Annotated in this window: 21 protein-coding genes and 1 pseudogene; 19 read left to right on the forward strand and 3 right to left on the reverse strand. The window is 63.1% G+C overall.

The genetic code is table 11. From position 1 onward, the window contains the following. The 5 genes from ACTJKL_RS10045 to ACTJKL_RS10065 all read left to right on the forward strand — a co-directional run bounded on the left by ACTJKL_RS10045 (nt 1) and on the right by ACTJKL_RS10065 (nt 5,873). Nucleotides 1-999 (forward strand): ABC transporter permease, encoded by a 999-nt coding sequence (locus ACTJKL_RS10045; protein ID WP_275599017.1) that lies wholly within the window; start codon nt 1-3, stop codon nt 997-999. Next, nucleotides 996-2,171: an ABC transporter permease gene (locus ACTJKL_RS10050; RefSeq protein WP_275599018.1), complete on the forward strand. Its 1,176-nt coding sequence runs from the start codon at nt 996-998 to the stop codon at nt 2,169-2,171. The genes ACTJKL_RS10045 and ACTJKL_RS10050 overlap by 4 nt, the downstream gene beginning before the upstream one ends. Before the next feature lie 79 nt (nt 2,172-2,250). Next, a complete protein-coding gene (locus tag ACTJKL_RS10055) occupies nt 2,251-3,465 on the forward strand; it encodes a glycosyltransferase family protein (RefSeq protein WP_275599019.1) in 1,215 nt (404 codons plus the stop codon). A gap of 6 nt (nt 3,466-3,471) precedes the next feature. Beyond that, the gene (locus ACTJKL_RS10060; RefSeq protein WP_275599020.1) at nt 3,472-4,719 is read left to right on the forward strand and encodes a glycosyltransferase family 4 protein; all 1,248 of its coding nucleotides are present in this window, start codon (nt 3,472-3,474) and stop codon (nt 4,717-4,719) included. Then, nucleotides 4,701-5,873 (forward strand): glycosyltransferase family protein, encoded by a 1,173-nt coding sequence (locus ACTJKL_RS10065; protein ID WP_440852789.1) that lies wholly within the window; start codon nt 4,701-4,703, stop codon nt 5,871-5,873. Before ACTJKL_RS10060 ends, ACTJKL_RS10065 begins: the two co-directional genes overlap by 19 nt. A 127-nt stretch (nt 5,874-6,000) precedes the next feature. On the opposite strand, the pseudogene ACTJKL_RS10070 reads toward ACTJKL_RS10065, so the two are convergent. Continuing rightward, nucleotides 6,001-6,412, reverse strand: a pseudogene (locus tag ACTJKL_RS10070) (class I SAM-dependent methyltransferase); the annotation flags it as partial. 272 nt (nt 6,413-6,684) lie between these two features. Between ACTJKL_RS10070 and ACTJKL_RS10075 the strand changes: the two are divergent. From ACTJKL_RS10075 to ACTJKL_RS10120, 10 genes are all read left to right on the forward strand, one after another. After that, nucleotides 6,685-9,396 (forward strand): ABC transporter transmembrane domain-containing protein, encoded by a 2,712-nt coding sequence (locus tag ACTJKL_RS10075; protein WP_440852790.1) that lies wholly within the window; start codon nt 6,685-6,687, stop codon nt 9,394-9,396. A 95-nt stretch (nt 9,397-9,491) separates the two neighbouring features. Continuing rightward, complete coding sequence (locus ACTJKL_RS10080) at nt 9,492-9,956, forward strand: cyclic nucleotide-binding domain-containing protein (protein ID WP_100670470.1); 465 nt, start codon at nt 9,492-9,494, stop codon at nt 9,954-9,956. An 80-nt stretch (nt 9,957-10,036) separates the two neighbouring features. Next, entirely contained in the window at nt 10,037-10,786 is a 750-nt protein-coding gene (locus tag ACTJKL_RS10085; protein WP_440852791.1) for an FkbM family methyltransferase, read from the forward strand. 113 nt (nt 10,787-10,899) lie between these two features. After that, nucleotides 10,900-11,994 (forward strand): LacI family DNA-binding transcriptional regulator, encoded by a 1,095-nt coding sequence (locus ACTJKL_RS10090; protein WP_440852792.1) that lies wholly within the window; start codon nt 10,900-10,902, stop codon nt 11,992-11,994. Further along, on the forward strand, nt 11,991-13,013 hold the full coding sequence (locus ACTJKL_RS10095) for an ABC transporter substrate-binding protein (protein ID WP_275599022.1): 1,023 nt from the start codon (nt 11,991-11,993) through the stop codon (nt 13,011-13,013). The genes ACTJKL_RS10090 and ACTJKL_RS10095 overlap by 4 nt, the downstream gene beginning before the upstream one ends. A gap of 88 nt (nt 13,014-13,101) precedes the next feature. Beyond that, on the forward strand, nt 13,102-13,929 hold the full coding sequence (locus ACTJKL_RS10100; protein ID WP_018097071.1) for an ABC transporter permease: 828 nt from the start codon (nt 13,102-13,104) through the stop codon (nt 13,927-13,929). Next, complete coding sequence (locus tag ACTJKL_RS10105; RefSeq protein ID WP_018097070.1) at nt 13,926-14,705, forward strand: ABC transporter permease; 780 nt, start codon at nt 13,926-13,928, stop codon at nt 14,703-14,705. Before ACTJKL_RS10100 ends, ACTJKL_RS10105 begins: the two co-directional genes overlap by 4 nt. Next, on the forward strand, nt 14,698-15,726 hold the full coding sequence (locus ACTJKL_RS10110) for an ABC transporter ATP-binding protein (protein ID WP_100670460.1): 1,029 nt from the start codon (nt 14,698-14,700) through the stop codon (nt 15,724-15,726). Before ACTJKL_RS10105 ends, ACTJKL_RS10110 begins: the two co-directional genes overlap by 8 nt. A 6-nt stretch (nt 15,727-15,732) precedes the next feature. Then, nucleotides 15,733-16,656, forward strand: a complete 924-nt coding sequence (locus ACTJKL_RS10115) for a nucleoside hydrolase (protein ID WP_440852793.1) — start codon at nt 15,733-15,735, stop codon at nt 16,654-16,656. Further along, nucleotides 16,653-18,434, forward strand: coding sequence for an adenine deaminase (locus tag ACTJKL_RS10120; protein ID WP_440852794.1), 1,782 nt, complete (start codon nt 16,653-16,655; stop codon nt 18,432-18,434). Before ACTJKL_RS10115 ends, ACTJKL_RS10120 begins: the two co-directional genes overlap by 4 nt. A gap of 6 nt (nt 18,435-18,440) precedes the next feature. Here the strand turns inward: ACTJKL_RS10120 and ACTJKL_RS10125 are convergent, their stop codons facing one another. Then, entirely contained in the window at nt 18,441-19,610 is a 1,170-nt protein-coding gene (locus ACTJKL_RS10125; protein WP_440852795.1) for a M20 aminoacylase family protein, read from the reverse strand. Between the two features lie 151 nt (nt 19,611-19,761). Between ACTJKL_RS10125 and ACTJKL_RS10130 the strand changes: the two genes are divergently transcribed. The 4 genes from ACTJKL_RS10130 to ACTJKL_RS10145 all read left to right on the forward strand — a co-directional run bounded on the left by ACTJKL_RS10130 (nt 19,762) and on the right by ACTJKL_RS10145 (nt 22,852). Further along, a complete protein-coding gene (locus ACTJKL_RS10130; protein ID WP_440852796.1) occupies nt 19,762-20,472 on the forward strand; it encodes a phosphoribosyltransferase in 711 nt (236 codons plus the stop codon). A gap of 278 nt (nt 20,473-20,750) precedes the next feature. Then, a complete protein-coding gene (locus tag ACTJKL_RS10135; protein WP_440852797.1) occupies nt 20,751-22,043 on the forward strand; it encodes an NCS2 family permease in 1,293 nt (430 codons plus the stop codon). Nucleotides 22,044-22,212: 169 nt separating this feature from the next. Beyond that, on the forward strand, nt 22,213-22,452 hold the full coding sequence (locus ACTJKL_RS10140) for a DUF4160 domain-containing protein (protein WP_440852798.1): 240 nt from the start codon (nt 22,213-22,215) through the stop codon (nt 22,450-22,452). Next, complete coding sequence (locus tag ACTJKL_RS10145) at nt 22,445-22,852, forward strand: DUF2442 domain-containing protein (protein WP_440852799.1); 408 nt, start codon at nt 22,445-22,447, stop codon at nt 22,850-22,852. Before ACTJKL_RS10140 ends, ACTJKL_RS10145 begins: the two co-directional genes overlap by 8 nt. A gap of 108 nt (nt 22,853-22,960) precedes the next feature. On the opposite strand, the gene alc is transcribed toward ACTJKL_RS10145, so the two are convergent. Next, the gene (alc, locus tag ACTJKL_RS10150; protein ID WP_440852800.1) at nt 22,961-23,983 is read right to left on the reverse strand and encodes an allantoicase; all 1,023 of its coding nucleotides are present in this window, start codon (nt 23,981-23,983) and stop codon (nt 22,961-22,963) included. Nucleotides 23,984-23,989 lie beyond the last annotated feature (6 nt).

A 23,989-nucleotide genomic window follows, 5' to 3' on the forward strand; every position in this document is an offset into this window, starting at 1 on the left:
ATGCTGCGGTACATTCTCTGGCGCATCGCAGTCATGGTCCCGACGCTCCTCATCATCTCCGCGCTCGTCTTCGCCATCATCGAACTGCCCCCGGGCGACTATTTCGAAAGCTACATTGCCGAGATCAGGGCGCAGGGCGAGGGCGTCAACATGGAACAGATCGAGGCGCTGCGTAAGCAGTATGGCTTCGACCAGCCGCCGATCCTGCGCTATGTCCACTGGGTCGCGGGGATGCTCCAGGGCGATTTCGGTTATTCCTTCGAATATGAATTGCCGGTGAGCGAGGTCGTCGGCGAGCGCCTGTGGCTCACGGTCCTGGTCTCCTTCTTCACCATCATCTTCACCTGGGTCATCGCGTTTCCGATCGGCCTCTATGCTGCCACGCACCAGTACAGCTGGGGCGACTACGGCCTGTCGCTGATCGGACTCATCGGCATCGCAATCCCGAATTTCATGCTGGCCCTGGTCCTCATGTATTTCGCCAATATCTGGTTCGGAACTTCGATCGGCCATTTGATGGACCAGAAGTATCTTTCCGAGCCGATGAGTTGGGAAAAGGCGAAGTCGATACTGGAGCATATCTGGATCCCGGTCATCATCGTCGGCGCGGCCGGTACCGCCGGCATGATCCGGCGCCTCAGGGCCAATCTGCTCGACGAACTCCAGAAGCAATATGTCGTGACCGCCCGCGCCAAGGGGCTTTCGCCCACCCGAACCCTGCTCAAATATCCGCTGCGCATGGCGCTCAATTTCTTCATTTCGGATATCGGGTCGATCCTGCCGGCGATCATTTCGGGTGCGGAAATCACGGCAATCGTGCTGTCCCTCGAAACCACCGGACCGATGCTGATCAAGGCGCTGCAGAGCCAGGACATGTATCTCGCCGGGTCGTTCCTGATGTTCCTCGCGTTCCTCACCGTGATCGGAGTGCTGGTTTCCGATCTGGCGCTCGCCGTCCTCGATCCTCGAATTCGTCTGCAAGGCAGGAGCACAAAGTGACGTCACCGATCCCGGCGCCCGGCGAGCCCCTTCCGCACTACGTTTCGACCGCGCCCTTCGACCCCTATTCCGTGGAGGTCATGACCGAGGAGCAGGTGCGGGTGAACCAGGCATCGCAGCTGCGTCTGATGTGGTGGAAGTTCAAGCGCCACAAGGTCGCGCTCGTCTCGGGCATCTTCCTCGCGATGCTCTACGGGATGATCCTGATCTGCGAGTTTCTCGCGCCCTACAACCTGCATACACGCAATGTCGATTTCATCTACGCGCCGCCGCAGAGCGTTCGCTTTTTCCACGAGGGTGAATTCGTCGGCCCCTTCGTCTACGGCCGGACGATGAAGCTGGACATGGACACGCTGAAGCGCAACTACACGGACGATACGACGGCCGTCGAGCGGATCCGGTTCTTCTGCCGCGGGGACGACTACCGTTTCTGGGGTTTGTTCGAAAGCAATCTGCATCTGGTTTGCCCGGCGGAGGGAGGGCAGCTTTTCCTCCTGGGCACGGACCGTCTCGGCCGCGACGTGCTGTCGCGGATCATCTACGGAGCGCGGATATCGCTGACGATCGGACTTCTCGGCATCACCGTCAGCTTCGTTCTCGGCATCGTCATCGGCGGGCTTGCCGGATATCATGGCGGGATCTTCGACCTTGTGGTTCAGAGACTGATCGAAGTCCTGCAGTCGATCCCGAGCATTCCGCTGTGGCTTTCCCTGGCGGCGATCATGCCGGCGACATGGAGCCCGCTTCTCATCTATCTGGGTATAACCGTCATCCTGGGCCTTCTCGACTGGACCGGCCTTGCGCGCGCCGTGCGCTCGAAGCTGCTGGCGCTCAGGGAGGAAGACTATGTCCTTGCCGCGCAGTTGATGGGCGCGAAAAGCGGACGCATCATAGGGCGCCACCTCGTTCCGGGCTTCATGTCCCATCTCATCGCCACGGCAACGATCTCCATACCCGGCATGATCCTTGGAGAAACGGCGCTGAGCTTCCTCGGCCTGGGGCTGCGTCCTCCGATAACCAGCTGGGGCATCCTGCTCACCGAGGCAAAGAGCGTCAGCGTCATTGCCTTCTATCCGTGGCTGCTTTTCCCCACGATCCCGGTCATTCTTGTGATATTGGCGTTCAACTTCCTGGGAGACGGGTTGCGCGACGCCGCCGATCCCTACAAATAAGCCCCGGTATCGCTGTTGGCTGCAAGCGATCGCTGCAATAGACTTCGACGTTTCTATCTTTGAGCGAAAGGTTTTTCGTATGACACGGCGCTTCGAGGATGCCCGCATCCTCATGTACAGCCACGATACCTTCGGGCTCGGCCATCTCAGACGTTGTCGCGCCATCGCCCATGCCCTGGTGGAAGATTACAGCGGACTGCAGATCCTGATCATCTCCGGTGCGACAATCGCCGGCGCCTTCGATTATCGCGCCCGCGTCGACTTCGTGAAGATTCCGAGCGTCATAAAGCTCCGAAACGGCGAATATACTTCGCTGGACCGCCACATCGAGCTGCACGAAACGTTGAAAATGCGGCAGTCGATCATCCGGTCGACGGCGGAAAACTTCCGGCCGGATATTTTCGTCGTCGACAAGGAGCCGATGGGCCTGCGCGGCGAGGTGGAGGATACGCTCGCCTACCTGAAGACGCACGGCACCAGGCTGGTGCTTGGCCTAAGGGAAGTGATGGACTCGCCGCACCTCCTGGAAGAGGAATGGAAGCGGCGCGACACGATGCGCAAGATCGAGCAGTTCTATGATTCGATTTGGGTCTACGGACCGCCGGATTTCTACGATCCGCTGGTCGGGCTCGACGTGCCCGTTGCCGTGCGCGATCGCATGAACTTCGTCGGCTTTCTGCAAAGAAGCGTTTCCCACGATGCGCTGCACGGCCATAAGCCGGAAGGCGACTACATACTGGTCACCACCGGCGGCGGCGGCGACGGAGCGGACCTCATCCATGACGTGATCCACGCCTATCAGGAGGATCCCGAACTCACGCATAACGCGCTCGTCGTCCTCGGCCCCTACATGCCCGCAAAGCAGCGCAACAAGCTGATCAAGAAGGGAAGCAAGATCCCATTCATCAAGATTATCGAGTTCGACAATCGCATGGAGGAACTGGTAGCCGGCGCCAGGGGTGTGGTGTCGATGGGCGGCTACAACACCTATTGCGAGATTCTCTCTTTCGACAAGCCTGCTCTGATCGTGCCGCGTCTTCAGCCACGCGAAGAACAATTGATCCGCGCCCAGCGTGCCTCCGCACTCGGGCTCGTCGACATGCTGCTTCCGCAGGAAGCGGAGGAGCCGCTGCGCCTTGCTGCGGCCCTGAAGGCGCTGCCGCAGCGCGCACCGCCGTCGCTCCGCGCCAATGGCCTGAGGCTGGAAGGCCTCGTCCACATATCCGACATCGTCGGCGAATGGCTCGATCATAGATCGAAGGAGCATTTGGCCGTCGTGAAAAGATCGAACTGAAGACACGTGTTACCGAAACCGAAGATCGCCGTCGTGCTGAAGGGTTATCCACGCCTTTCGGAAACGTTCATTGCGCAGGAACTGCTGGGCCTCGAAAGAGCAGGGCATGAGCTCGTCCTGGTCGCCCTGCGCCGTCCGACTGACAGGAAGCGCCATCCCGTCCATGACGAAATACGCGCGGCCGTCCATTACCTGCCTGAATATCTGCATGAGGAGCCGTGGCGCGTTCTCCGCGCGCTGGTGAAGACCGTCCGGAAGCCCGGCTTCCGGCGCGTGCTGGGGCCGTTCCTCCGGGACCTCGCGCGAGACGTTTCACGCAACCGCTTCCGCCGTCTCGGCCAGGCGCTGGTGCTCGTAACCGAATGGCCGGAAGACGCCGCGTGGCTGCATGCCCATTTCATTCACACGCCGGCCTCGGTAACGGACTATGCGAGCATCATCACCGGCATACCCTGGACTTGCTCCGCCCATGCAAAGGACATCTGGACCTCTGAGGATTGGGAGCTTTCGGGCAAGCTCGACCGGGCCCGCTGGACTGTGACCTGCACCCGAAGCGGCTATGAGCATCTGCGGGACCTGTCGAAGGACCAGACCCGGGTCCATCTGAGCTATCACGGCCTCGATCTCGATCGTTTCCCGGCCTTCGAAGGCGAGCATACCCGGCGCGACGGCTCGGATCCCGACGATCCGGTGCGCATCGTCAGCGTCGGGCGCGCCGTTCCCAAGAAGGGATATGACGTCCTCCTGAAGGCGCTGTCGTTGTTGCCTGCGGATGCCAACTGGCGCTTCGAGCACATCGGTGCGGGAGAGCTCACCGGCCGGCTCCAGGCGCTTGCTGCAAAGCTTGGCATCGAGGATCGCGTCCGCTGGCACGGGGCGCTCGATCAAAAGGACGTTTTGGACCGCTACCGCGAGGCCGACATCTTCGCACTGGCCTGTCGGGTGACGGCCAATGGCGACCGCGACGGGCTGCCGAATGTGCTCGTGGAAGCGTCGAGCCAGCGGCTTGCCTGTATCTCGACCGCAGTCTCCGGCATTCCCGAACTTCTTGAAGATGGCAAAAACGGGCTTGTGGTGCCGCCGGAAAGCCCGGAGCCTCTTGCCGCGGCACTGGAGCGGCTGATCCGCGACCCGGAGCTTCGCCGGCGACTTGGCGCCGCCGGCGAACGGCGCGTGCGCAACGAGTTCGACCATCACTCCAGCGTCGGTCAGCTGGTCGGGCTCTTCGAAAGCGAATGGAGAAGAAGCCCTTGAGCAGGCCCCGCGTCTTTTTCTATGTGCAGCATCTACTCGGTATCGGGCATCTGGCGCGCGCGAGCCGCATTGCCGGAGCGCTGGTCGAACGGGATTTCGAGGTCACGATGGTGACCGGCGGCACGCCGGTGCCGGGCTTTCCGGGGGAAGGCGTGCAGACCGTCGCGCTACCGGCGGTGACTGCCGGCGACAAAGGGTTTTCCGGGCTTGTCGACGGCGACGGAAACCCGGTCACGGCCCTTTTTCAGGAGCACCGACGGGATCTGCTCATAGAGGCGTTCCGACGCGCGGAACCGGACGTCGTCATCATCGAGGCCTTCCCCTTCGGGCGCCGGCAGATGCGGTTCGAACTGCTGCCGCTGCTCGCTGAAATTGCGGCGAGCGACCGGCCGCCGCTCGTGGCGACGTCGCTGCGCGACATTCTGCAGGAGAGGGTCAAGCCTGGAAGGGCCGAAGAAACCGTCGAACTCGTCAAGAACCATTTCGATCTCGTACTCGTTCACGGCGATCCCGGATTCGCCCGTATCGAGGAAACATTTCCCCTTGCCGACGAAATCCGCGACAAGGTCATCTATACGGGCCTCATCGCCCCGCCGCCGCCGAATGAAGCGGCCGAGAAATTCGACATTGTGGTTTCGGCGGGCGGAGGCGCTGTCGGCAGGGAGCTGATCGGCGCGGCGCTCGAGGCCGGGAAGCTTCTGCCGAATGCGCTTCGCTGGTGCCTGATAACAGGCCCGAACCTGCCGCAGGCGGATTTCGACACATTCGCGGCCGCGGCTCCGGAGGGCGTCAGCCTCTTTCGTTTCCGGCGGGATTTCGGTGGCTTGCTCGGCGGTGCCCGCCTTTCCGTCTCGCAGGCCGGCTACAACACCGTGTGCGACATTCTGCGTGCAGGATGCGCATGCCTCCTCATCCCCTTTACCGCGGGTGGCGAGACCGAACAGAGCACGCGGGCGGCACGGCTCGAACAGCTCGATCTCGCCGGGGTGCTGCCGGAGGAGGGGATCACGCCCGAGCTTCTGGCCGCGAAGGTGAGGGCGATGCTTGCACGACCGAGACCGGCCATCCCGCCGCTCGACCTCGACGGAGCCGCAGGAACGGCGAGGATCATCGGTGAGCGCCTTTTGTCGAGACAGCGCTTTAGATCACGATGATTTAGGTCGGATCGACCTGGATCATGATGTGCTAATAAGTCGAGACGAGGCAAGCAGGCGGAAAACCGCACTTTTCCTCATCCCGCTCCAGGAGTTAGACCGACCCGATCAGCATGACGCGCGTGGCGAGTTGCTCGCAGCTCGTGTTGGTCAGCAGATCCGCATTCAGGGCGCGATAGTCGAGCGTGTGCGTATCGGCTCGACCGCGGGATCGAGGTCGCAGCTCACGGCGAATTCGATGTCGAAGCGCAAATCTTCGAGCAGCATGGCCGACAGGACGCCGTACCTGCCGCCGAGCACGACGACCCGGCGACAATCTGCGCCGATGCTCTCGAAGAGCTTGTCGCGCGCCCACATCTTTCAGTCGACCTGCTTGTGGTTGAAGGCGTTGGCAATGTTCGCGTGCGGATGCTTCGCAATGACCCTGGCTATGCCACCGACGAGCCGGCTGCCGGAATACGCAGCCAACCCCGGGCAAGGTCATGGGCGCTTTCGCGCCAATCTTCGGGAAGGCGGGAAGAGTGGCTGGCATGCGTCATGCGGCTGTTGTAAGCTCACGGCCAGTTGAGCGCAAGGCGCCGGAGTGGGCCGCAGGAGTGGAGGCAAGACGCCTGCGCAGATGAGCGGTACTGCGTATCTATCGAGGCTTGACATAGCGCATCGCTCTGCTCTCATGCCGGGTAGTCACGATTTCGTGGAGGTAGCGCAGGCCCATTGACGATCAGGCGGACCGGCACCAATTGCGGCGCTGTAGTCCGCCGGCAGAACAGCCGAGCGATCCCGAATTTCAGATAGGTCTCTTTACCGGCACATGGAACCACGTCTTTCCCGCTACATCTGGACTCACACCCGCAAGCAGCAGCTCTGGATATTGCTGGTCGTGGCGCTGTCGATGGTTCCCTATTTCCTGTCGTTCGATCTGCCGAAGCAGATCGTCAACGGACCGATCCAGGGTGCAGGTTTCGACGGCCCCGAGGCGACTCAACCGTTCCTGCCGATTTCGTTCAACCTGCCGTTCTTCGGTGAGGTCAACCTCTTCTCGGGTTTCGATCTCGGCAGGGAAGGCATGCTGCTGGCCTTGAGCCTGGTATTCCTGCTGCTCGTGATCATCAACGGGCTCTTCAAATTCTATATCAACACCTACAAGGGCCGGCTCGGCGAACGGCTTCTGCGGCGAATCCGCTTCGAGCTCGTCGACCGGGTTCTGCGCTTTCCCCCCGGCTATCTCAAGCGCGTCAAGCCGGCCGAAATCTCGACCATGATCAAGGACGAGGTGGAGCCGATGGGCGGCTTCACAGGAGACGCCTTCGTACAGCCCGCCCTTCTCGGCGGCCAGGCTCTGACGGCGCTCATCTTCATCCTCCTCCAGAGCTTCTGGCTGGGCATCATCGCAGCCTCCATAGTCGCCGTTCAGGCCGTCATTATCCCGCGCATGCGCAGGCGACTGCTGGTGCTCGGCCGCGAGCGTCAGTTGACGGCGCGTGAGCTGTCGGGGCGCGTCAGCGAGATCGTCGACGGCATCGGCACGATCCGCGCCCACGATACCTCGAATTTCGAACGGGCCGACATTGCCGCGCGGCTCGGCCGGATATTCAAGATCCGCTACGATCTCTATCAGTGGAAGTTTCTGGTCAAATTCCTGAACAACTTCCTGGCCCAGGTGACGCCGTTCCTGTTCTATTCGATCGGCGGATATTTTGCGCTTCAGGGCCGGCTCGATATCGGCCAGCTTGTCGCGGTCATCGGCGCCTACAAGGACCTGCCGGGTCCTTTGAAGGAATTGATCGATTGGGACCAGGCGCGCCAGGATGTGCAGGTCAAATATGCCCAGGTCGTAGAACAGTTCAGCGTCGAACCGCTGATCGACCCCAAGGTGCAGGCGATTTCCCTCGACCCGGCAACGCCGCTCACCGGAGCGCTGGCGGCCGTCAACCTTTCGGTCGCCGACGACGGCGGCTCGAAGGTCGTGGAACATGTATCGCTGCAGGTCCAACCCGGCGAAACGGTCGCGGTTACCGGGGGTACGTCCGGAGGCGGCGAGGCGCTGGCCGAGGCATTCGGCCGGCTGACCTGGCCCGCAACCGGCCGAATCCTCATAGGCGACGTCGATATTCATGAGTTGCCGGAATCGGTGGTGGGCAGGCGAATATCCTACGCCTCCTCCGACGTCTTTGCCTTCCAGGGCAGCCTCGGCGACAATCTGCTCTACGGCCTCAAGCATGCTCCGTTGACGGAGGTCGTCTATGAGGGCGACAGTGAAGCTCAACGCAGGTGGGAACTTGTGGAGGCGAAGCTCGCCGGCAATCCGCATTACGACCTGAACAGTGACTGGATCGATTACCCGGCCGCGGGCGCGACGGGGCCGGACGACCTCTTCGCGAAGATCAGAGCCGTGCTGGACGTCGTTCTCTTGAGCAATGACGTCCTTGCGCTTGCTGTCCGTTCGACGATCGATCCGACCGAGCACGAGGCTTTCGCCGGCGAGATCGTGGCGATGCGCAGCGCGCTTCGGCAAAGGCTCGAGGCCGAGAAGCTCAGCGACCTCGTCGTCTTCTTCGAACCGGGCTCCTACAATGTCGAGGCGACCGTCGGGGAGAACCTGCTCTTCGGCACGGTCACCGACAGCAACCGATGGGAGAAGGCGCTCGAGGACCATCCCTTCTTCAAGACCGTTTTGAAGCGGGCGGGCCTGCACGAGACCTTCTACGAGATGGGGCTGGAAATCGCCGAGAACGTCGTTGAACTGTTCCGCGACTTGCCGCCGGACCACCCGTTCTTCCAGCAGCTCACCTTCATGACGGCCGAGGAAATCCCCGCCTACGAGGCGCTTCTTCAGAAGGTGAGGGGAAAACCGCTCGAGGAGGTGTCCGAGGATGATGCCATCAGGATCATCCGCCTGTGTTTCGGCTATATCGAGCCGCGGCATCGCTTCGGTCTCCTGACGGACGATCTCATGCAGAAGATCGTCGAGGCGCGCCGTGAGTTCAGCGACGGCCTCCCGGCCGATCTCGTCGGCATCATCGAGCATTACCAGCCGGACCGCTACATGGCCTCGGCGACGATCCTGGACAACGTGCTGTTCGGCCGCATCGGCCACAAGCACACGGACGGGTCCGAGCGGATACGCGCAATCGTGCGTGACCTGTTCGAGTCGCTTGGGCTTTACAACAAGGTGCTCGTGTTCGGGCTGGATTTCGACGTCGGCGCCGGCGGCAAGCGTTTGACGTCCGGCCAGCGCCAGAAGCTCAATCTCGCGCGTGCCCTGATCCGGGTCTCGGATTTCTACGTCTTCAATCAGCCGCTTCTGGCGCTCGACCAGCGCACGCAGGATCAGATCACCCGGAAGGCCTTCGCTTTCCTGAGGAATGGCGAGCGAAAGCCCGCTATATTGTGGGTTCTTGCCAATCAGGATCTGGCGGAACTCTTCGACCGCGTCGCCCATTTCGAAAACGGACGGTTGGCGCACGACGAACCGGTGGAAACGCACTCAAGAGACAGCGACTACAAGGAACTGGCATCTTGATGTAATATTGTTGTCAGGAGGCAAGCATATGTTCCCGCCGGCCGGGTTAGAACCTGTTTGCACCAAGCGCGACGCATTCGGAGAAGCGGACTGTTATGCTCCTAAAAGATGAAGTGGAAATGCTGCGCCGGATAACGCTGTTTTCCGGACTTCCGCCTGCCAAGCTCAAGCTTCTGGCTTTCACCTCCGACCGGGTGATGTACAGCGCGGGAGAAGATCTGTTTCATCAGGGGGATATCGGCGACGCTGCCTATGTGATCCTTTCGGGCAATGCGGATGTGCTCGTTTCGACGCCGAGCGGACAGCTGAAAGTCGCCGAAGTGGAGCAGAATTCGATCGTTGGCGAGATCGCCATCCTCTGCAACACGCCGCGTACGGCAACCGTCAAGACGACCACCTCACTCGAAGCATTGCGGATCCGGAAGGATGATTTCCTCAAACTATTGGCTGATTTCCCGGAGATGGCAGTCGAGATCATGCGGGTGCTGGCCGACCGTCTCAGCCAGACGACTTCCGAGTTGACGGAGGCGCGCAGCCGCGCCCAGAGGGCAGAGGCCTGAGTTTCGGCCACCCTTACCTGTCTCCCGCGACTTCCCGGAAAACGGTTCCGCTTTGTGAATTCATGCGCTAGAGAAGCGCGATGCGCGCCATCACCTATCACAAGCGAACCGTCTACTTCCCCGACAAGCCGGAAAAGGCACGCTTCTTCAGTCGCCTCCAGGCGGGCCAATGGGAGCCAGGCACCTTTCGCAATATCGCGCGCTTCGTCGACGAGAAAACGACCTATATCGATATCGGCGGGTGGATCGGCGTGACGCCCTATTGGGCGGCGCAAAGCGCCGACAATGTCATCGTTGTCGAACCCGACCCGGTTTGTTTCGGGATCCTCATCGAGATGAAAGATGGAAACGCCGGCGAGGTCGAACTCGTCAACGCGGCTCTCTCGCAGGACGAATGCCTCGTTCTCAATTCAGTGGGTGGCGGTTTCGGAAGCTCCGAAACGTCTGCGCTGATCGCCGACGACACTGGCATGTCCATCGAGGCAAAAACGATCACCATTCCCGAGCTTCAGGCGATGGCGAGGACCGAACGGCTTTGCTTCAAGATCGATATCGAAGGTTACGAGTACAAGGTGCTCGACCAGTTTCGGGCGATCGACCGGAAGAGGACCGCGAGCGTGCTTCTCGCGGTGCATCCGCAAATACTGGCAGCGTCGCTCTCCGGGCCTGCCGTTCTGCGGCTGGCCAGGACTGCGGTGGCGACCCTCCGTCTGATAAGAAGTCTGCGCGGCTTTCGCCTGGAAAACCGGGCGGCGCTCTGGCGCGCGATACGTAAATCGATCTCCAAAGGTGAGATCAAGGGCTTCGACCTGCTCTTCGTCGCGCGGTAGGTGCCCGAGCAGCGCTCGATCCACAGCTTCTTGGGAAAAATGATTCGACAGGGTCAATCGGCTGATATATCGCTGGTTAATCGTTTAATCAGCTTGCGGCGGAAAACTGGACCTTGGCACGTCCCGGACCTAAACTGACGAGGATAGCCACTACTCTCGGCGTCTCCGCGGCGACGGTTTCCAACGCGCTTTCGGGCAAGGGGCGTGTTTCGGCGGAACTCGCCGAAAAGATCCGCGCCACCGCGACGGAGCTCGGTTACGTGCCGAGCCAGGCGGGGCGGGCGCTCAGGACAGGCAGGAGCGGCGTTATCGGGCTGGTGCTGCCCGATATCAGCAATCCGCTTTTTCCCCAGATCGCCCAGGCCATCGAGTTCGCAGCGTCTTCTGCCGGCTACGGCGTGCTGATCGCCGATTCCCGCGGCGACGTCGCGGTCCAGACGAGAGCGATCGAGCGGCTCATCGAACGGGGCGTCGAGGGCATGGTCATCGTGCCGCGCCGCGGGACGCGCATTGCCGATGTCGGTTGCCCGGTTGCAGTGGTGGACACGCCGTCGACGCCAGGCAACACGGTGGCTGCGGATCACTGGGACGGTGGACGCCAGATCGCCGAACATCTCCTGAAGCTCGGCCATCGGCGCCTGCTGATCATCGGAAACAATCCAGCCTCGAACGTACAGAACGACCGCATTGGCGGCCTTCGCTCGGCTTTGGGTGAAGGCGTGCGCGTCGAGACGCTGTGGATCGAGCGGCTGGAGCAGGTAGCCGGCAGGGGTTGCCCGCTGGGGCTGGCCGGGAAGGTAGCGCGGGGCGTGACTGCCTTCGCGGCAGTCTCCGACCTTCACGCATTGCGAGCGCTGACGGAACTGCAGCGCGCCGGTATCCATGTCCCGGAGCAGGCGAGCGTTACCGGCTTCGACGACCTGATCTGGTCGCCGGTCGTGACGCCGGCGCTGACGACGGTCAGAATGGACATGGCGCGCATCGCAGCGATTGCGATCGAAGCGCTGGTGCAGGCGATCGGCACCCGAGAAGCCGAGCCTCGCCCGCTTGGCGCGCCCGTTGCAGCCACCATTTCGAAAGTGCCCATGCAACTCGTCGTCCGCCAGTCCACGGCGACGCCACCCCCCAACGTGCAGCCGCCCCCCAACGTGCAGCCACCCCCCAACGTCCAGCCACCCATTGTCAGCGAAGGAGAACCGCAGCCATGAAGAACATCCTGCTCGCCTCGAGCGCACTTCTCTTGATCGGCGCCCATGCCGCATCCGCTCAGGAGAAGACACTGACCATCTCCGTCTACGGCTTCGCCCAGGACGCGTTCAAGGAGCTGGTCTATGATCCCTTCGAAGCCAAGTGCGGCTGCAAGCTCGTGGTCGAAACCGGCAACAGCGTCGAGCGCCTCGCCAAGATGGAGGCCAACAAGGCAAATCCGGTCATCGACATGGCAGTCGTTTCCATGGCGGACGCGCTTTCCGCTACGAGGGCCGGCCTGATCGAAAAGATCGATACCTCGAAGCTCAGCAATTTCGACAAGCTCTACGACATCGCCAAGGATCCGAACGGCGACGGCATGAGCGTCGGCTACACTTTCTACGCCACCTCGATCGTCTATCGGTCCGATAAGGTGGAAGTCACGTCCTGGGCCGATCTGCTCGGCGACAAGCTCGCCGGGCATGTGGCTCTTCCGAACGTCACGACCAATCAGGGCCCGCCCACGCTCTACATGATCGGTGAGGCGCTGGGGCAGAATGCGCCTGACCTCAAGGCTGCGATCGCCGCCGTCGGCGAGAAGAAGGACGATATCGTCACTTTCTACGTCAAATCCTCGCAACTCGTGCAGTTGATGCAGCAGGAGGAAATCTGGGCAGCGCCGATCGGCCGTTTCTCCTGGGAGGGCTTCACCAAGATGGATCTGCCGATCAAGTGGGCGACTCCGAAGGAGGGCCAGACCGGCGGCATGAACGTCATGGTCCTGGCCAAGGGCTCGAAGAACCAGGATCTGGCGCTTCAGTTCATGGATTTCTGGCTGTCGACGGAAATCCAGACGGCGCTCGCCGAAAAGCTGGTCGACAGCCCGGCCAACAAGGAGGTGAAAGTCTCGCCCGAGATTGCCGAGAATCTCACCTACGGCGAAGAGACGGTCAAGAACCTGAAACTGATCCCGTCGGCCGTGGCGCTCGACAACCGGGAAGCCTGGCTTTCCGAATGGAACGCCAAGGTCGGCCAGTAAGAGCCGGGCTCCTGTTTCGCGCGACGCCAGAATCTGCCGGCGTCGCGCCACGTATCCAACGGCGGCACTGCCGCGGAAAGGCGTAGAGATGTTCCACAACCGGGCCGAGGCGCTGGCGCTTGCCTTGCCGGCGGCCGTGTTCGCCGCCGTCGTCTTTCTGGCGCCGGTTGTCATTCTGCTCGCCGAAGGCTTCCGCAATGCGGAGGGCTGGTCGGTATCCGCCTATACCGGCTTCCTTTCCGATCCGCTCAACCGGACGGTGTTCCTGCGCACGCTGCGGCTCGGCGCGACGGTAACCGTGGTCGCCGCCGTCATCGGCTATGCCGCTGCCTTCGCGATCGTCAACCTGCCGCCGAAGGGCAAGGGCCGGATGATCGGTCTCGTCGTGCTGCCGCTGATGATATCGCCGGTTGCGCGCACCTATGCCTGGATCGTCATTCTGGGAAGGACCGGGATCGTCAATCAGGCACTGACGAGCGTCGGCCTGACGGACGAACCGGTGCGCTTCCTGTTCACGGAGACGGCGGTCTTCGTCGGACTCCTGCAGCTCTTCCTGCCGCTGATGATCCTGGCTCTGATCAGCGCGCTCGAAAACATGCCGAAGGACGCGATCCCCGCCGCGCGGGTACTCGGCGCCAATTGGTTTCAGGTCTTCTGGAAGGTCATTTTGCCGCTCACCAAGGAAGGTCTGGTGATCGGCGGAACGCTCGTCTTCACCGGCTCCCTGACAGCCTATATCACGCCGGCGATCCTCGGGGGCTCCAAGGTCCTGATGCTGGAGACGCTCCTCTATCAGCGTGTGACCGTCGCCAATGATTTCGTCTCCGCAAGCGTCATCGCCTTCATCCTGATCGTCATGAGCTTCGCAGCCAACCTTCTCTTGAAGCGGCTTGCCACCGCGAGGAGCAAGCGATGAATTCCCGTCTTTTCCCGGTAACGGTGCTCGTACTCGTCACCGCGTTTCTGATCGGCCCCTTCTTCATCATCGTCGCGGCATCGCTGTCGGGGGGCGAAACGCTTGCCTTTCCGCCGCAGGGCCTGTCGCTGAAATGGGTCGCAAAGGTCTTCGAGGTCGAGAGCTTCCGCGAGAGCTTCACCATGTCGATGCTGCTTGCCATCGGCGGGACGGCTGCCGCGCTCACCCTCGGCATCCCGGCATCCTACGCGCTTTCGCGTTACCGGCTGCCTTTCGGCGAAACGGTGCGCACCGTCGTCTCCCTGCCGATCATCGTGCCTGGCATCATCGTCGGCCTCGCGCTGCTGCGTTATCTCGTCGTCCCCTTCGGCTTCAACATCACGCTCGCGCTCTTCCTGGCACACACGGCGCTCGTCTTGCCCTATGCGGTGCGGGTCGTTTCGGCGAGCCTCAACAACCTGCGATCCGATATCGAGGAGGCCGCCGTGCTGCTCGGCTCGTCGCGTTCAGGCGCCTTTTTCCGTGTGGTCATGCCGAATATCCGCAGCGGCATTCTCGCCGCCTTCATCCTCGGCTTCGTCACCAGCTTCAATCAGGTGCCGGTTTCGCTGTTCCTTTCCGGCCCCGGCGTGCGCACCCTGCCGATCGACATGCTCTCCTACATGGAGATCACCTATGATCCATCGGTCGCGGCGCTTTCGGCGCTTCTCGCCTTCATGTCCATCGGCATCGTCTTCCTCGCCGAGCGTTTCCTAGGATTTTCCCGCTATGTCTGACCCCGCCTTCCTCAGCCTCGAAAAACTGACGCTCGCCTATGGCGACACCGTCGCGGTGAAGGATCTCGATCTGTCTATTCGAAAAGGCGAGCTTGTGGCCTTTCTCGGACCTTCGGGCTGCGGCAAGACCACGACGATGCGCTCCATCGCCGGCCTGCTGAAGCCGCAATCGGGCCGTATCAGCCTCGACGGCGCCGACATCACCCGCGTTGCCGCGAACAGGCGTTCCGTCGGTCTTGTCTTTCAGTCCTATGCGCTATTCCCGCATCTCACCGTCTTCGAAAATGTCGCCTTCGGTCTGCGGCTGAAGGGCCTCTCCGGCGCGGAGCTCGAATCCCGTGTCGGGACCGGCCTGAAATCCGTCGGGCTGACGAGCTTTGCCGACCGGAAACCGGCCGAGCTTTCCGGCGGTCAGCAGCAGCGCGTAGCACTTGCCCGCTCTATGGTGATGGAGCCGAAGGTACTTCTTCTCGACGAGCCCCTTTCCAACCTCGACGCGCGGCTGAGGCTCGAGATGCGCACGGAACTGCAGCGGGTCCAGAGGGAAACCGGCGTCACGATGATCTTCGTCACCCATGATCAGGGCGAGGCGCTGTCACTGGCCGACCGCATCGTGGTGATGCTGAACGGTGCGATCGAGCAGATCGGCACGCCGGAAGAGATCTATAACCGGCCGGCCTCCGCCTTCGTGGCCGATTTCGTCGGCTTCGAGAATATCTTTGCCATCGAGAACGGCAAATTGCGCGCCGGAAACGGGCCGATCGAGCTTCCCGGGCCTTTGCCGCATGGTGCGGCGGGGCTTGCCTGGCGCCCGCGCATGGTGACCCTGGGGTCAGGTCCTTTCACGGGCACAGTGCGCGGGGCCTCTTTTTCGGGCAGCACGCGCGAATACCTGCTCGATACGCCGCTCGGTGCACTGAAGGCCGAAGTGGATGCGGCCGTGCCCGCGCACGCCGCAGGCACCACGCTCGCCTTCGATCTGCCGGTCGAAAGGGCCGCGAGGCTGGAAAGGTTCAATTGATCCGCCATGGGCATCTGGATCGACACGGATATGGGCTTCGACGACATCGCCGCGATGCTCGTCGTCCTTCACGCCGGTGAGGCCGTCGACGGCGTCTCGCTGGTCTACGGTAATGTTCCGCTCGAGCAGGTGAAGCGCAACGCCGCGGCAGCAGCGCAGGCCTTCGGTTGGACCTTTCCGATCCATCAGGGACGGGCGCTACCCGTGCTCGGGAAGCTCGAGACGGCGGAGCGCATCCTTGGCAGGACCGGCATTCCGACGGCGGGAATGAGCCTCCCCGATGCACCCGCCCTGCCGGACAGCGACGCGTTCCGTGCTCTCTGCCGCTGGCTGGAGGACGGCGGCGGTCCGCATCGCATCCTGGCGCTCGGGCCGCTAACCAATATCGCTGCCCTTGCTCTGGCACGTCCCGACCTCGCCGCGCGGATCGACGAGCTCACCTGGATGGGTGGCGGTGTTTCCAGTGGCAATCATACGGCGTCGGCCGAGTTCAACGCCTTCGCCGATCCGGAAGCGCTTGCCATCGTGCTTGCCCACGGCGTGCCGTTCCGGATGGTCGATCTCGACCTCTGCCGGAAGGTCATCGCCTATCCGGACGATGTGGAAGCCATGCGCATCGCAGGTGGCGCGAAGGCCGCGCTGCTTGCCGACCTTCTCGCGGGCTACGTCGCGATCGGCACGAGCCGTGGAAGGGTGGGCATGGCGATCTACGATCCCTGCGCAGCCGTTGCGCTGGTCGATGGAAACGCTGTGTCGTTTCGCCCGGCGCGAATCGATGTCGAGCTTGCCGGTGCCTTGACGCGCGGCCGGACGGTGGTCGAGACCCGGGGGAGCCACGAGACATTCAACGCCCATTATGCGGTCGACGTGGATGCGGAGCGTGTCCGCGGGCACCTGCTGGGTGCGCTCGCCAAGGAAGCCGCCAGATGAAGGACCTGCAGCAACCCGCCGATCTCGATGACGCCGGCTTGCGGGCGCGCGCAGTTGCCGCCGCACGCGGAGATGCGCCCTTCGACGTGCTCGTGGCCGGCGGCACGGTCGTGGATGTCGTGACGGGTGAATGCCGGGCAGCGGATGTCGGGATCGTCGGCGCGCTCATCGCGAGCGTCCATGCACCCGGGTCGCGCAGCGACGCGGACACGGTCATCGATGCGGCGGGAGCCTACCTTTCGCCCGGCCTTATCGACACGCATATGCATGTCGAAAGCTCTATGGTGACGCCCGCGGTCTACGCTGCCGCCGTGGTGCCGCGCGGCGTGACCACAGTCGTCTGGGACCCACACGAACTGGGAAATGTGAGCGGACTTGCCGGCGTGCGCTGGGCTGTCGACGCAATGGGCGGTCTGCCCTTGCGCGCCGTGGTGCTGGCGCCGTCCTGCGTGCCCTCCGCTCCCGGTCTGGAGGTCGCCGGCGCGGATTTCGACGCCGATGCCGTCGCGGAAATGCTGTCCTGGCCGGAGATCGGCGGGATTGCCGAGGTCATGAACATGCGCGGCGTCATCGACGGCGATCCGCGCATGACTGCGATCGTCGAGGCGGGGCTAAAGGCGGGCAAACAGGTAAACGGGCATGCGCGCGGCCTGGCGGGAGCCGGCCTGCAGGCCTTCGTGACGGCCGGCGTCAGCTCCGATCACGAACTCGTCTCCGGCGACGACCTGATAGCGAAGCTCCGCGCGGGACTGACCATCGAGCTGCGGGGCTCGCACGATCACCTTCTTCCCGAGTTCGTGACAGCGCTCGGTGCTTTCGGGCATCTGCCGCAGACGGTCACACTTTGTACCGACGACGTGTTCCCGGACGATCTTCACCGCGACGGCGGCCTCGACGACGTGGTCCGCCGCCTCGTGCGCTACGGGCTCAAGGCCGAGTGGGCGCTGCAGGCGGCAACCCTCAATGCCGCCCGGCGGCTCGGAAGGGCCGATCTCGGCCTGATCGCTCCCGGTCGCCGTGCCGACATCGTGCTCTTCGAGGACATTCGTGATTTCCGTGCGCGGCATGTGCTGGCGAACGGCAGGCTGGTGGCGAGCGGCGGTGGGATGCTTCAGGCGCCCGTCGCGGCCGATGTCTCGCCCTTGCGCAACACGATGAAGATCGAACCGCTGACAGTGGACGATTTTCGCATCGCTGCCACTGGCAGCACGGCCCGGGTCGTGACGATCGACCGGCCGCGCTTCACCCGATGGGGCGAGACGAGAGCCGAGGTTTCGGGCGGATATCTGGTGCCGCCGAAGGGTACGACGCTGATCGCCGTCGCCCATCGGCATGGCCGCGCCGACAGCCGTCCGCGGGTCGGTTTGCTTGAAGGCTGGGGCGAGTGGCGCGGCGCCTTTGCGACGACCGTTTCGCACGACAGCCACAATCTGACGGTCTTCGGCGGCAACCCCCGCGACATGATGGTTGCGGCCAATGCGGTGATTGAAGCCGGCGGCGGGATGGCGGTCGCTGCCGGAGGAAAGGTCGAGGCGCTGCTGCCTCTGCCGCTTTGCGGGCTTGTTTCGGACACGTCGCTGGCCGAAGTCGCAGCAGGGTTCGCGGCCATTCGCGAGGCTGCCGGCGGAATCGTGGAGTGGCAGCCTCCTTATCTCGTGTTCAAGGCCTGCTTCGGGGCGACGCTCGCCTGCAATGCCGGGCCGCACCAGACGGATCGCGGCATTGCCGACGTGGCGACCGGCAAGCTGCTCGAAAGCCCGGTCCTGGAGACGTTCTGACGCTCTTCAGGCCTCGAGCTCCTGTTCCACCAGCGCGGTCCAGAAGGCAGCGCCGGGACCGATCGCCGCGTCGTTGAAGTCGTAGGCGCTGTTATGGTGCAGCGCGCCGTCGACGGCGGGGCCATTGCCGAGCCAGACATAGCAGCCGGGCGTCTCCAGCGCAAAAAAGGCGAAGTCGTCCCCGGCGGTCGAGGGCGGGAAGCTGGTCAGCGCCTTCTCGCCGAAGACGGACCGGGCGGCCGAAAGTGCGCGTGCCGTCGCGTCCGGATCGTTGACGACCGGGGGAATACGCCGCTCGAAACGATAATCGGCCTCGATGCCGTACATCGCCGCGGTCCCCTGCGCCAACCGACCGATCTCTTCTTGCAGCTGGTCGCGCACATGCGGCGTATAGGCGCGCGCCGTGCCGCCGATCTCGACCGTGTCCGGAATGACGTTCAGGGCTTTCGGATCGCCTGCTTGCAGCGCGCAGGCGCTGACGACCGCCGGCTGCAGCGGGTCGACCACCCGGCCGACCACAGTTTGCAGGGAAGCAAGAAACGTCCCTGCCGCCGTGATCGGATCGCGGCCGAGATGCGGCTTGGCGCCGTGCGTGCCGACGCCGCGGAAGGTGAGGCGCCAGCTGTCGGACGAGGCAAGCTGCGGCCCCGCCACGACGGCCATCTCGTCCACTGCAAGGCCCGGCATGTTGTGCAATCCATAGACCGCGTCGCAAGGGAAAAGGTCGAACAGCCCGTCCTCCACCATGCGCCTGGCGCCGCCGCGGCCTTCCTCGGCAGGCTGGAAGATGAAATGGACCGTTCCCGAGAAGTCACGCGTGGCCGCAAGGTGGCGCGCAGCGCCGAGCAGCATCGTCGTATGGCCGTCATGGCCGCAGGCATGCATCTTTCCCGCTATCTTGGATTTGTAAGGCCGATCGGCGAATTCCGGCATCGCGAGCGCATCCATGTCGGCGCGCAGGCCGATCGCGCGCGTGCCGTTGCCGACCTGCAGCGTGCCCACGACGCCTGTCTTGCCGAGGCCCCGGTGGACCTTGAGGCCTGCTTCTTCGAGGAGCTTCGCTACGAGGTCGCTCGTCCGCTCTTCCTCGAAACCGAGTTCGGGATAAGCGTGCAGGTCGCGGCGAAAGGCCGTGAGAAAGGTGAGATCGTCGACAATCCCGGGGGGCACGCGCATCGGCAGGCATTCCTTGAGCAGTCTGGAAAGGGCCTGAATTCCCCAGCTTTTGGCGCTCGGGTGTGCCCTTTCGGTTTGATCGAAGCGGCAATGGGTATAGACGAAAAACTCTGGGATCAGAACCTTTTACTCACCCGAACGGACGCTTGGCATGACGGAAACGAAGGCGATCGAGCCGCACGATTACTGGCAGGAGGTCTTTCCACCCGGTAGCTTTGTCGGGCACGGCGGCTTCCGCGCCTCTTTTCCGGCCACTCTCGCGGACGGACGCCAGATCCTCCTGCCGATCCGGCCGCTTGCGGACGGCAAGCATGCGCTGGCCTCGCTGATCATCAATCAGGCGAGCTTCGAGGTGGAGGACGCGCTCGCGGAGGAACTGGCCGCCCGACTTTCACCCTTCCGACCGGAAATCGTCGCGGGTCTTCCGACACTCGGCCTGACGCTTGCCGCAGCCGTTGCCCGCAAGCTCGGCCACAAGCGCTATGTGCCGCTCGGAACCTCGCGAAAATTCTGGTACGTCGACGATCTATCCGTTCCCCTGTCGTCCATCACGACACCGGGCCAGAAGAAGCGACTCTACGTCGATCCCCGCATGCTGCCGCTGTTGAGGGGCCGGCGAGTCGCCCTGATCGATGATGTGATATCGAGCGGGGCCTCGATACTTGCCGGCCTGTCGCTGATGGCGGCCTGCGGCATCGAGCCGGTCGCGATCGCTGCCGCCATGTTGCAGTCGGACCGGTGGCGCAAGCCGCTCGCCGACCTCTCTCCGCAATGGCCGGAGCGGACCGTAGGCGTCTTCGCGACGCCGATGCTCGTCCGGGCCGAAGACGGCGCCTGGACCGCGTCCGATACCCGGATCTGACGTTGCCGGTGCCCGCAGGAGCGCCGGGAATGCCCTCGAAAACTTGAAAGTCTTTCGCTCCCGGCGTCGAAATCGGTGGCTAGCGATCATGCGCGCGAAAACGCACAATCGGGTGCTTGCGATGGCGTCCCATCCGGCGAGGCCGCACGGCCTGGATCATACCCCCTGAAGAAATATCGGGGCGCGATCAACTTGCAATGGCCGGGCTCTTGGAGGAGCAACACACCCGGTCTCTGTCGTTCGGCTGCGTCGAGATGACGTCTGCCAAGGGAGGAAAAATGTTTGAACGACTTTTCAAGCTTAAGGAGCACGGCACGACCGTCCGCACGGAAGTGATCGCCGGCGTTACGACGTTCCTTACGATGTCCTACATCATCTTCGTCAATCCTGACATCCTGTCGACCACGGGCATGGACCGCAACGCGATCTTCGTCGCGACCTGTCTTGCGGCCGCTCTCGGCTCCGCCGTCATGGCTCTCGTTGCCAATTGGCCGATCGGCATGGCGCCGGGCATGGGCCTCAACGCATTTTTCGCCTTCACGGTCGTCGCCGCCCTCGGCTTCACCTGGCAGCAGGCACTCGGCGCCGTCTTCATCTCCGGCATCATTTTCCTGCTCCTGACGGTCACGGGGGTCCGAAGCTGGCTGATTGCAGGCATACCGCATTCGCTGCGCAGCGCGATCGCGACCGGTATCGGCCTGTTCCTGGGCATCATTGCCCTGAAAAACGCCGGCATCGTCGTCGACAATCCGGCGACGCTGGTCGGCCTCGGCGATATCAAGCAGACGGGACCGCTGCTCGCGATCCTCGGCTTCTTCGTCATCGCCGTTCTCGACGCGCTCAATGTCCGCGGATCCATCCTCATCGGTATCCTGGTGGTAACGGTCCTGTCGATGTTTCTCGGCGTGTCGGAATTCCAGGGCATCGTCTCTGCGCCGCCGAGCATTGCGCCGACCTTCCTCCAGCTCGACATCATGGGCGCCCTGCATGGCGGTCTTGTCCACGTCATTCTCGTCTTCGTGCTCGTCGAGGTCTTCGACGCGACCGGCACGCTGATCGGTGTCGCCAAGCGCGCGAAATTGGTGGAAGAGGGCAAGCCCAGCCGTCTCGGGCGTGCATTGCTTGCCGACAGCTCGGCCATCGTCGCCGGCTCGCTGATGGGCACCAGCAGCACGACCGCCTATGTCGAAAGCGCCTCGGGCGTGCAGGCGGGCGGGCGCACCGGTCTAACGGCGCTGACGATCTCGGTGCTGTTCCTCGCCGCGCTCTTCATCTCGCCGCTTGCCGCCGCCGTTCCGTCCTATGCGACCGCGCCGGCACTGCTTTACGTTGCCGGCCTGATGATGCGCGAGCTCACCGAGATCGAATGGGACGACCTGACGGAGGCGGCACCCGCGGCGCTGACCGCCATCGCCATGCCCTTCACCTATTCGATCGCCAACGGTCTCGCCTTCGGCTTCGTAAGCTATGTCGTCCTGAAGGTCTGCACCGGCAAGTGGAACGTCATCCACCCGGCGACCCAGCTCGTCGCGGCACTGTTCATCGTCCGCTTCGCATTCTTCGCCGAGTGACGGAGCATGGTTGGGGGAGGGTCGCGACCGGCGCGGCCCTCCAAGCCGCCACGGTCGTTGACAAGCCGTCAAACCTCTCGCGTTCTTGCCGGACTTTAAGACATACTTCGCGGCGCTCGCGTGACAAAGTTGGACTTGAGTAACCCATCATGATAGGTTACTTGCGTATATGGCCACGATCTATCGCGCAAACGGCCTGAGCGTCGTCATCTTTACTGACGATCATGAACCGGCCCATGTACATGTCTTTGGCGATGGGCAGGTCAAGATCAACCTGATCGGACCGGATGGCGTTCCGGAATTGATTTGGGCTGATGGCATGAAGCGGAGCGATGTACGCCGGGCCGTCCAGATCGTCAACGAACGGCAACAGCAATTCCTCGGCAGATGGAGGGCGATTCATGGCTGAATTGACGGACACCCAAATCGAAGCAGCTTTGGAGAGCGGCCGGATGGCGCGAGAAACAGAGCCCCGTGCTGCATCTGCGCGCTATGACGAGCGAAGCGGCCGGATCGTTGTGGAGTTGACCAATGGCTGCACGTTCGCTTTTCCGCCACGCCTGGCGCAGGGACTGGAAGATGGGAGCAGCGATCAGCTCGCCGCAGTCGAGATCCTTGGGCAAGGTTATGGCCTGCATTGGGAGGCCTTGGACGTCGATCTTTCGATTCCGGGCCTTTTGGCCGGCATATTCGGCACCAAGGCTTATATGGCGCGGCGGGCGGGGCAAGTGACATCGCCGGCGAAGGCAGCAGCCGCGCGTGCTAATGGTGCCAAGGGCGGGCGGCCGCGCAAAACGGCCCGCGGCTAGAGCGGGATGAGGAAAAGTGTGCGCGGTCTGCCGCCCACGTCCCGCTCTAACCTATTGAATCGATCACACTCACGACTCTAGGTCAACCCGACCTAATGTCATTCTGATCTAGGATATGCTCGCCTCGGCGACCCGGCCGTAAATGCGTAGGCGGCTGACGCCGCCATCCGGGTAGATGTTCAGGCGCACATGCGTGACCGGACCGGCATGTCCAAGCATATCTGCCCCATACTCATGGATGCTGTCGGCGGAAAGATTCCGGTGCGGCAGAAGCTCTTCCCAGAACATCGCGGAGGAGGCGGCGAGCATGTCGCACCCGGCAGCCACGCCTGCGAGGTCAGCCGCCTGTAGCGAGCAACCGTCCGGGTAGTTGCCCTTGAAGTGCGCCGTGTCGACGACGATGCGATCGACGTGCCCGCGTGCGGCAAGCTTGACGATGATCCAGTCGTAGCCCGGTTCGCGGCGTCGGCGCGTTTCCCAGCCATCGCCCATATTCGTACCCCGGCCGGGCGCAATGAGGCGCTCGTGGCCGTAATGGCCGTTGGAGAAGGCGACGATCCGGCCCCCGGAAAGGCAGGAGGCGAGATCGATCGTCTCGTTCGCCATAGCCTTGAGATCGAGGGCCGGAGTGCCGTAGACCCGCAGCCGGGCGATACCGCCATCCGGATGGATACGCAACCGGACGTGGCTGTAGACCGCGTCGGAGTGCACGGCGAAGAAGTGATGTGCATTCGGTCCGAGGGCGGTGACCGCCAGCAGTTGGATCCACTCGGTCGCCTCGTCCGGATCTTCCGCCGAATGACAGGCTTCTATCGAGCAGGCGCTCGGATAATTGCCGGTGAAGTGCGACGTGTCGACGTCGAAGCCGGCAATCCGCCCTTTCACGGCGAGCGCGATGACCGCGTAGTCGTGGCCGGCACCGCGGCGGCGGCGGGTTTCCCAGCCGTCCATCCATTTGCCGTTATCGTCGTAAAGGCCGGGGTGGAACGCGGCCGGCTCGTCCTTGAGCATGCGCTCCACCGGGCCGAAGAATTCGTCCGTCGCAAAGAGCGCGCGGGCGCCGAGACCCGCGGAAGCGAGGTTGATCGTCCCGCCCGCAAAGGCGGGGGGAACTTCAGCGGCGCGCGTCATGGCGCC

The sequence above is a fragment of the Sinorhizobium sp. 22678 genome (assembly GCF_052044265.1).
GTDB classification, from domain to species: domain Bacteria; phylum Pseudomonadota; class Alphaproteobacteria; order Rhizobiales; family Rhizobiaceae; genus Sinorhizobium; species Sinorhizobium meliloti_A.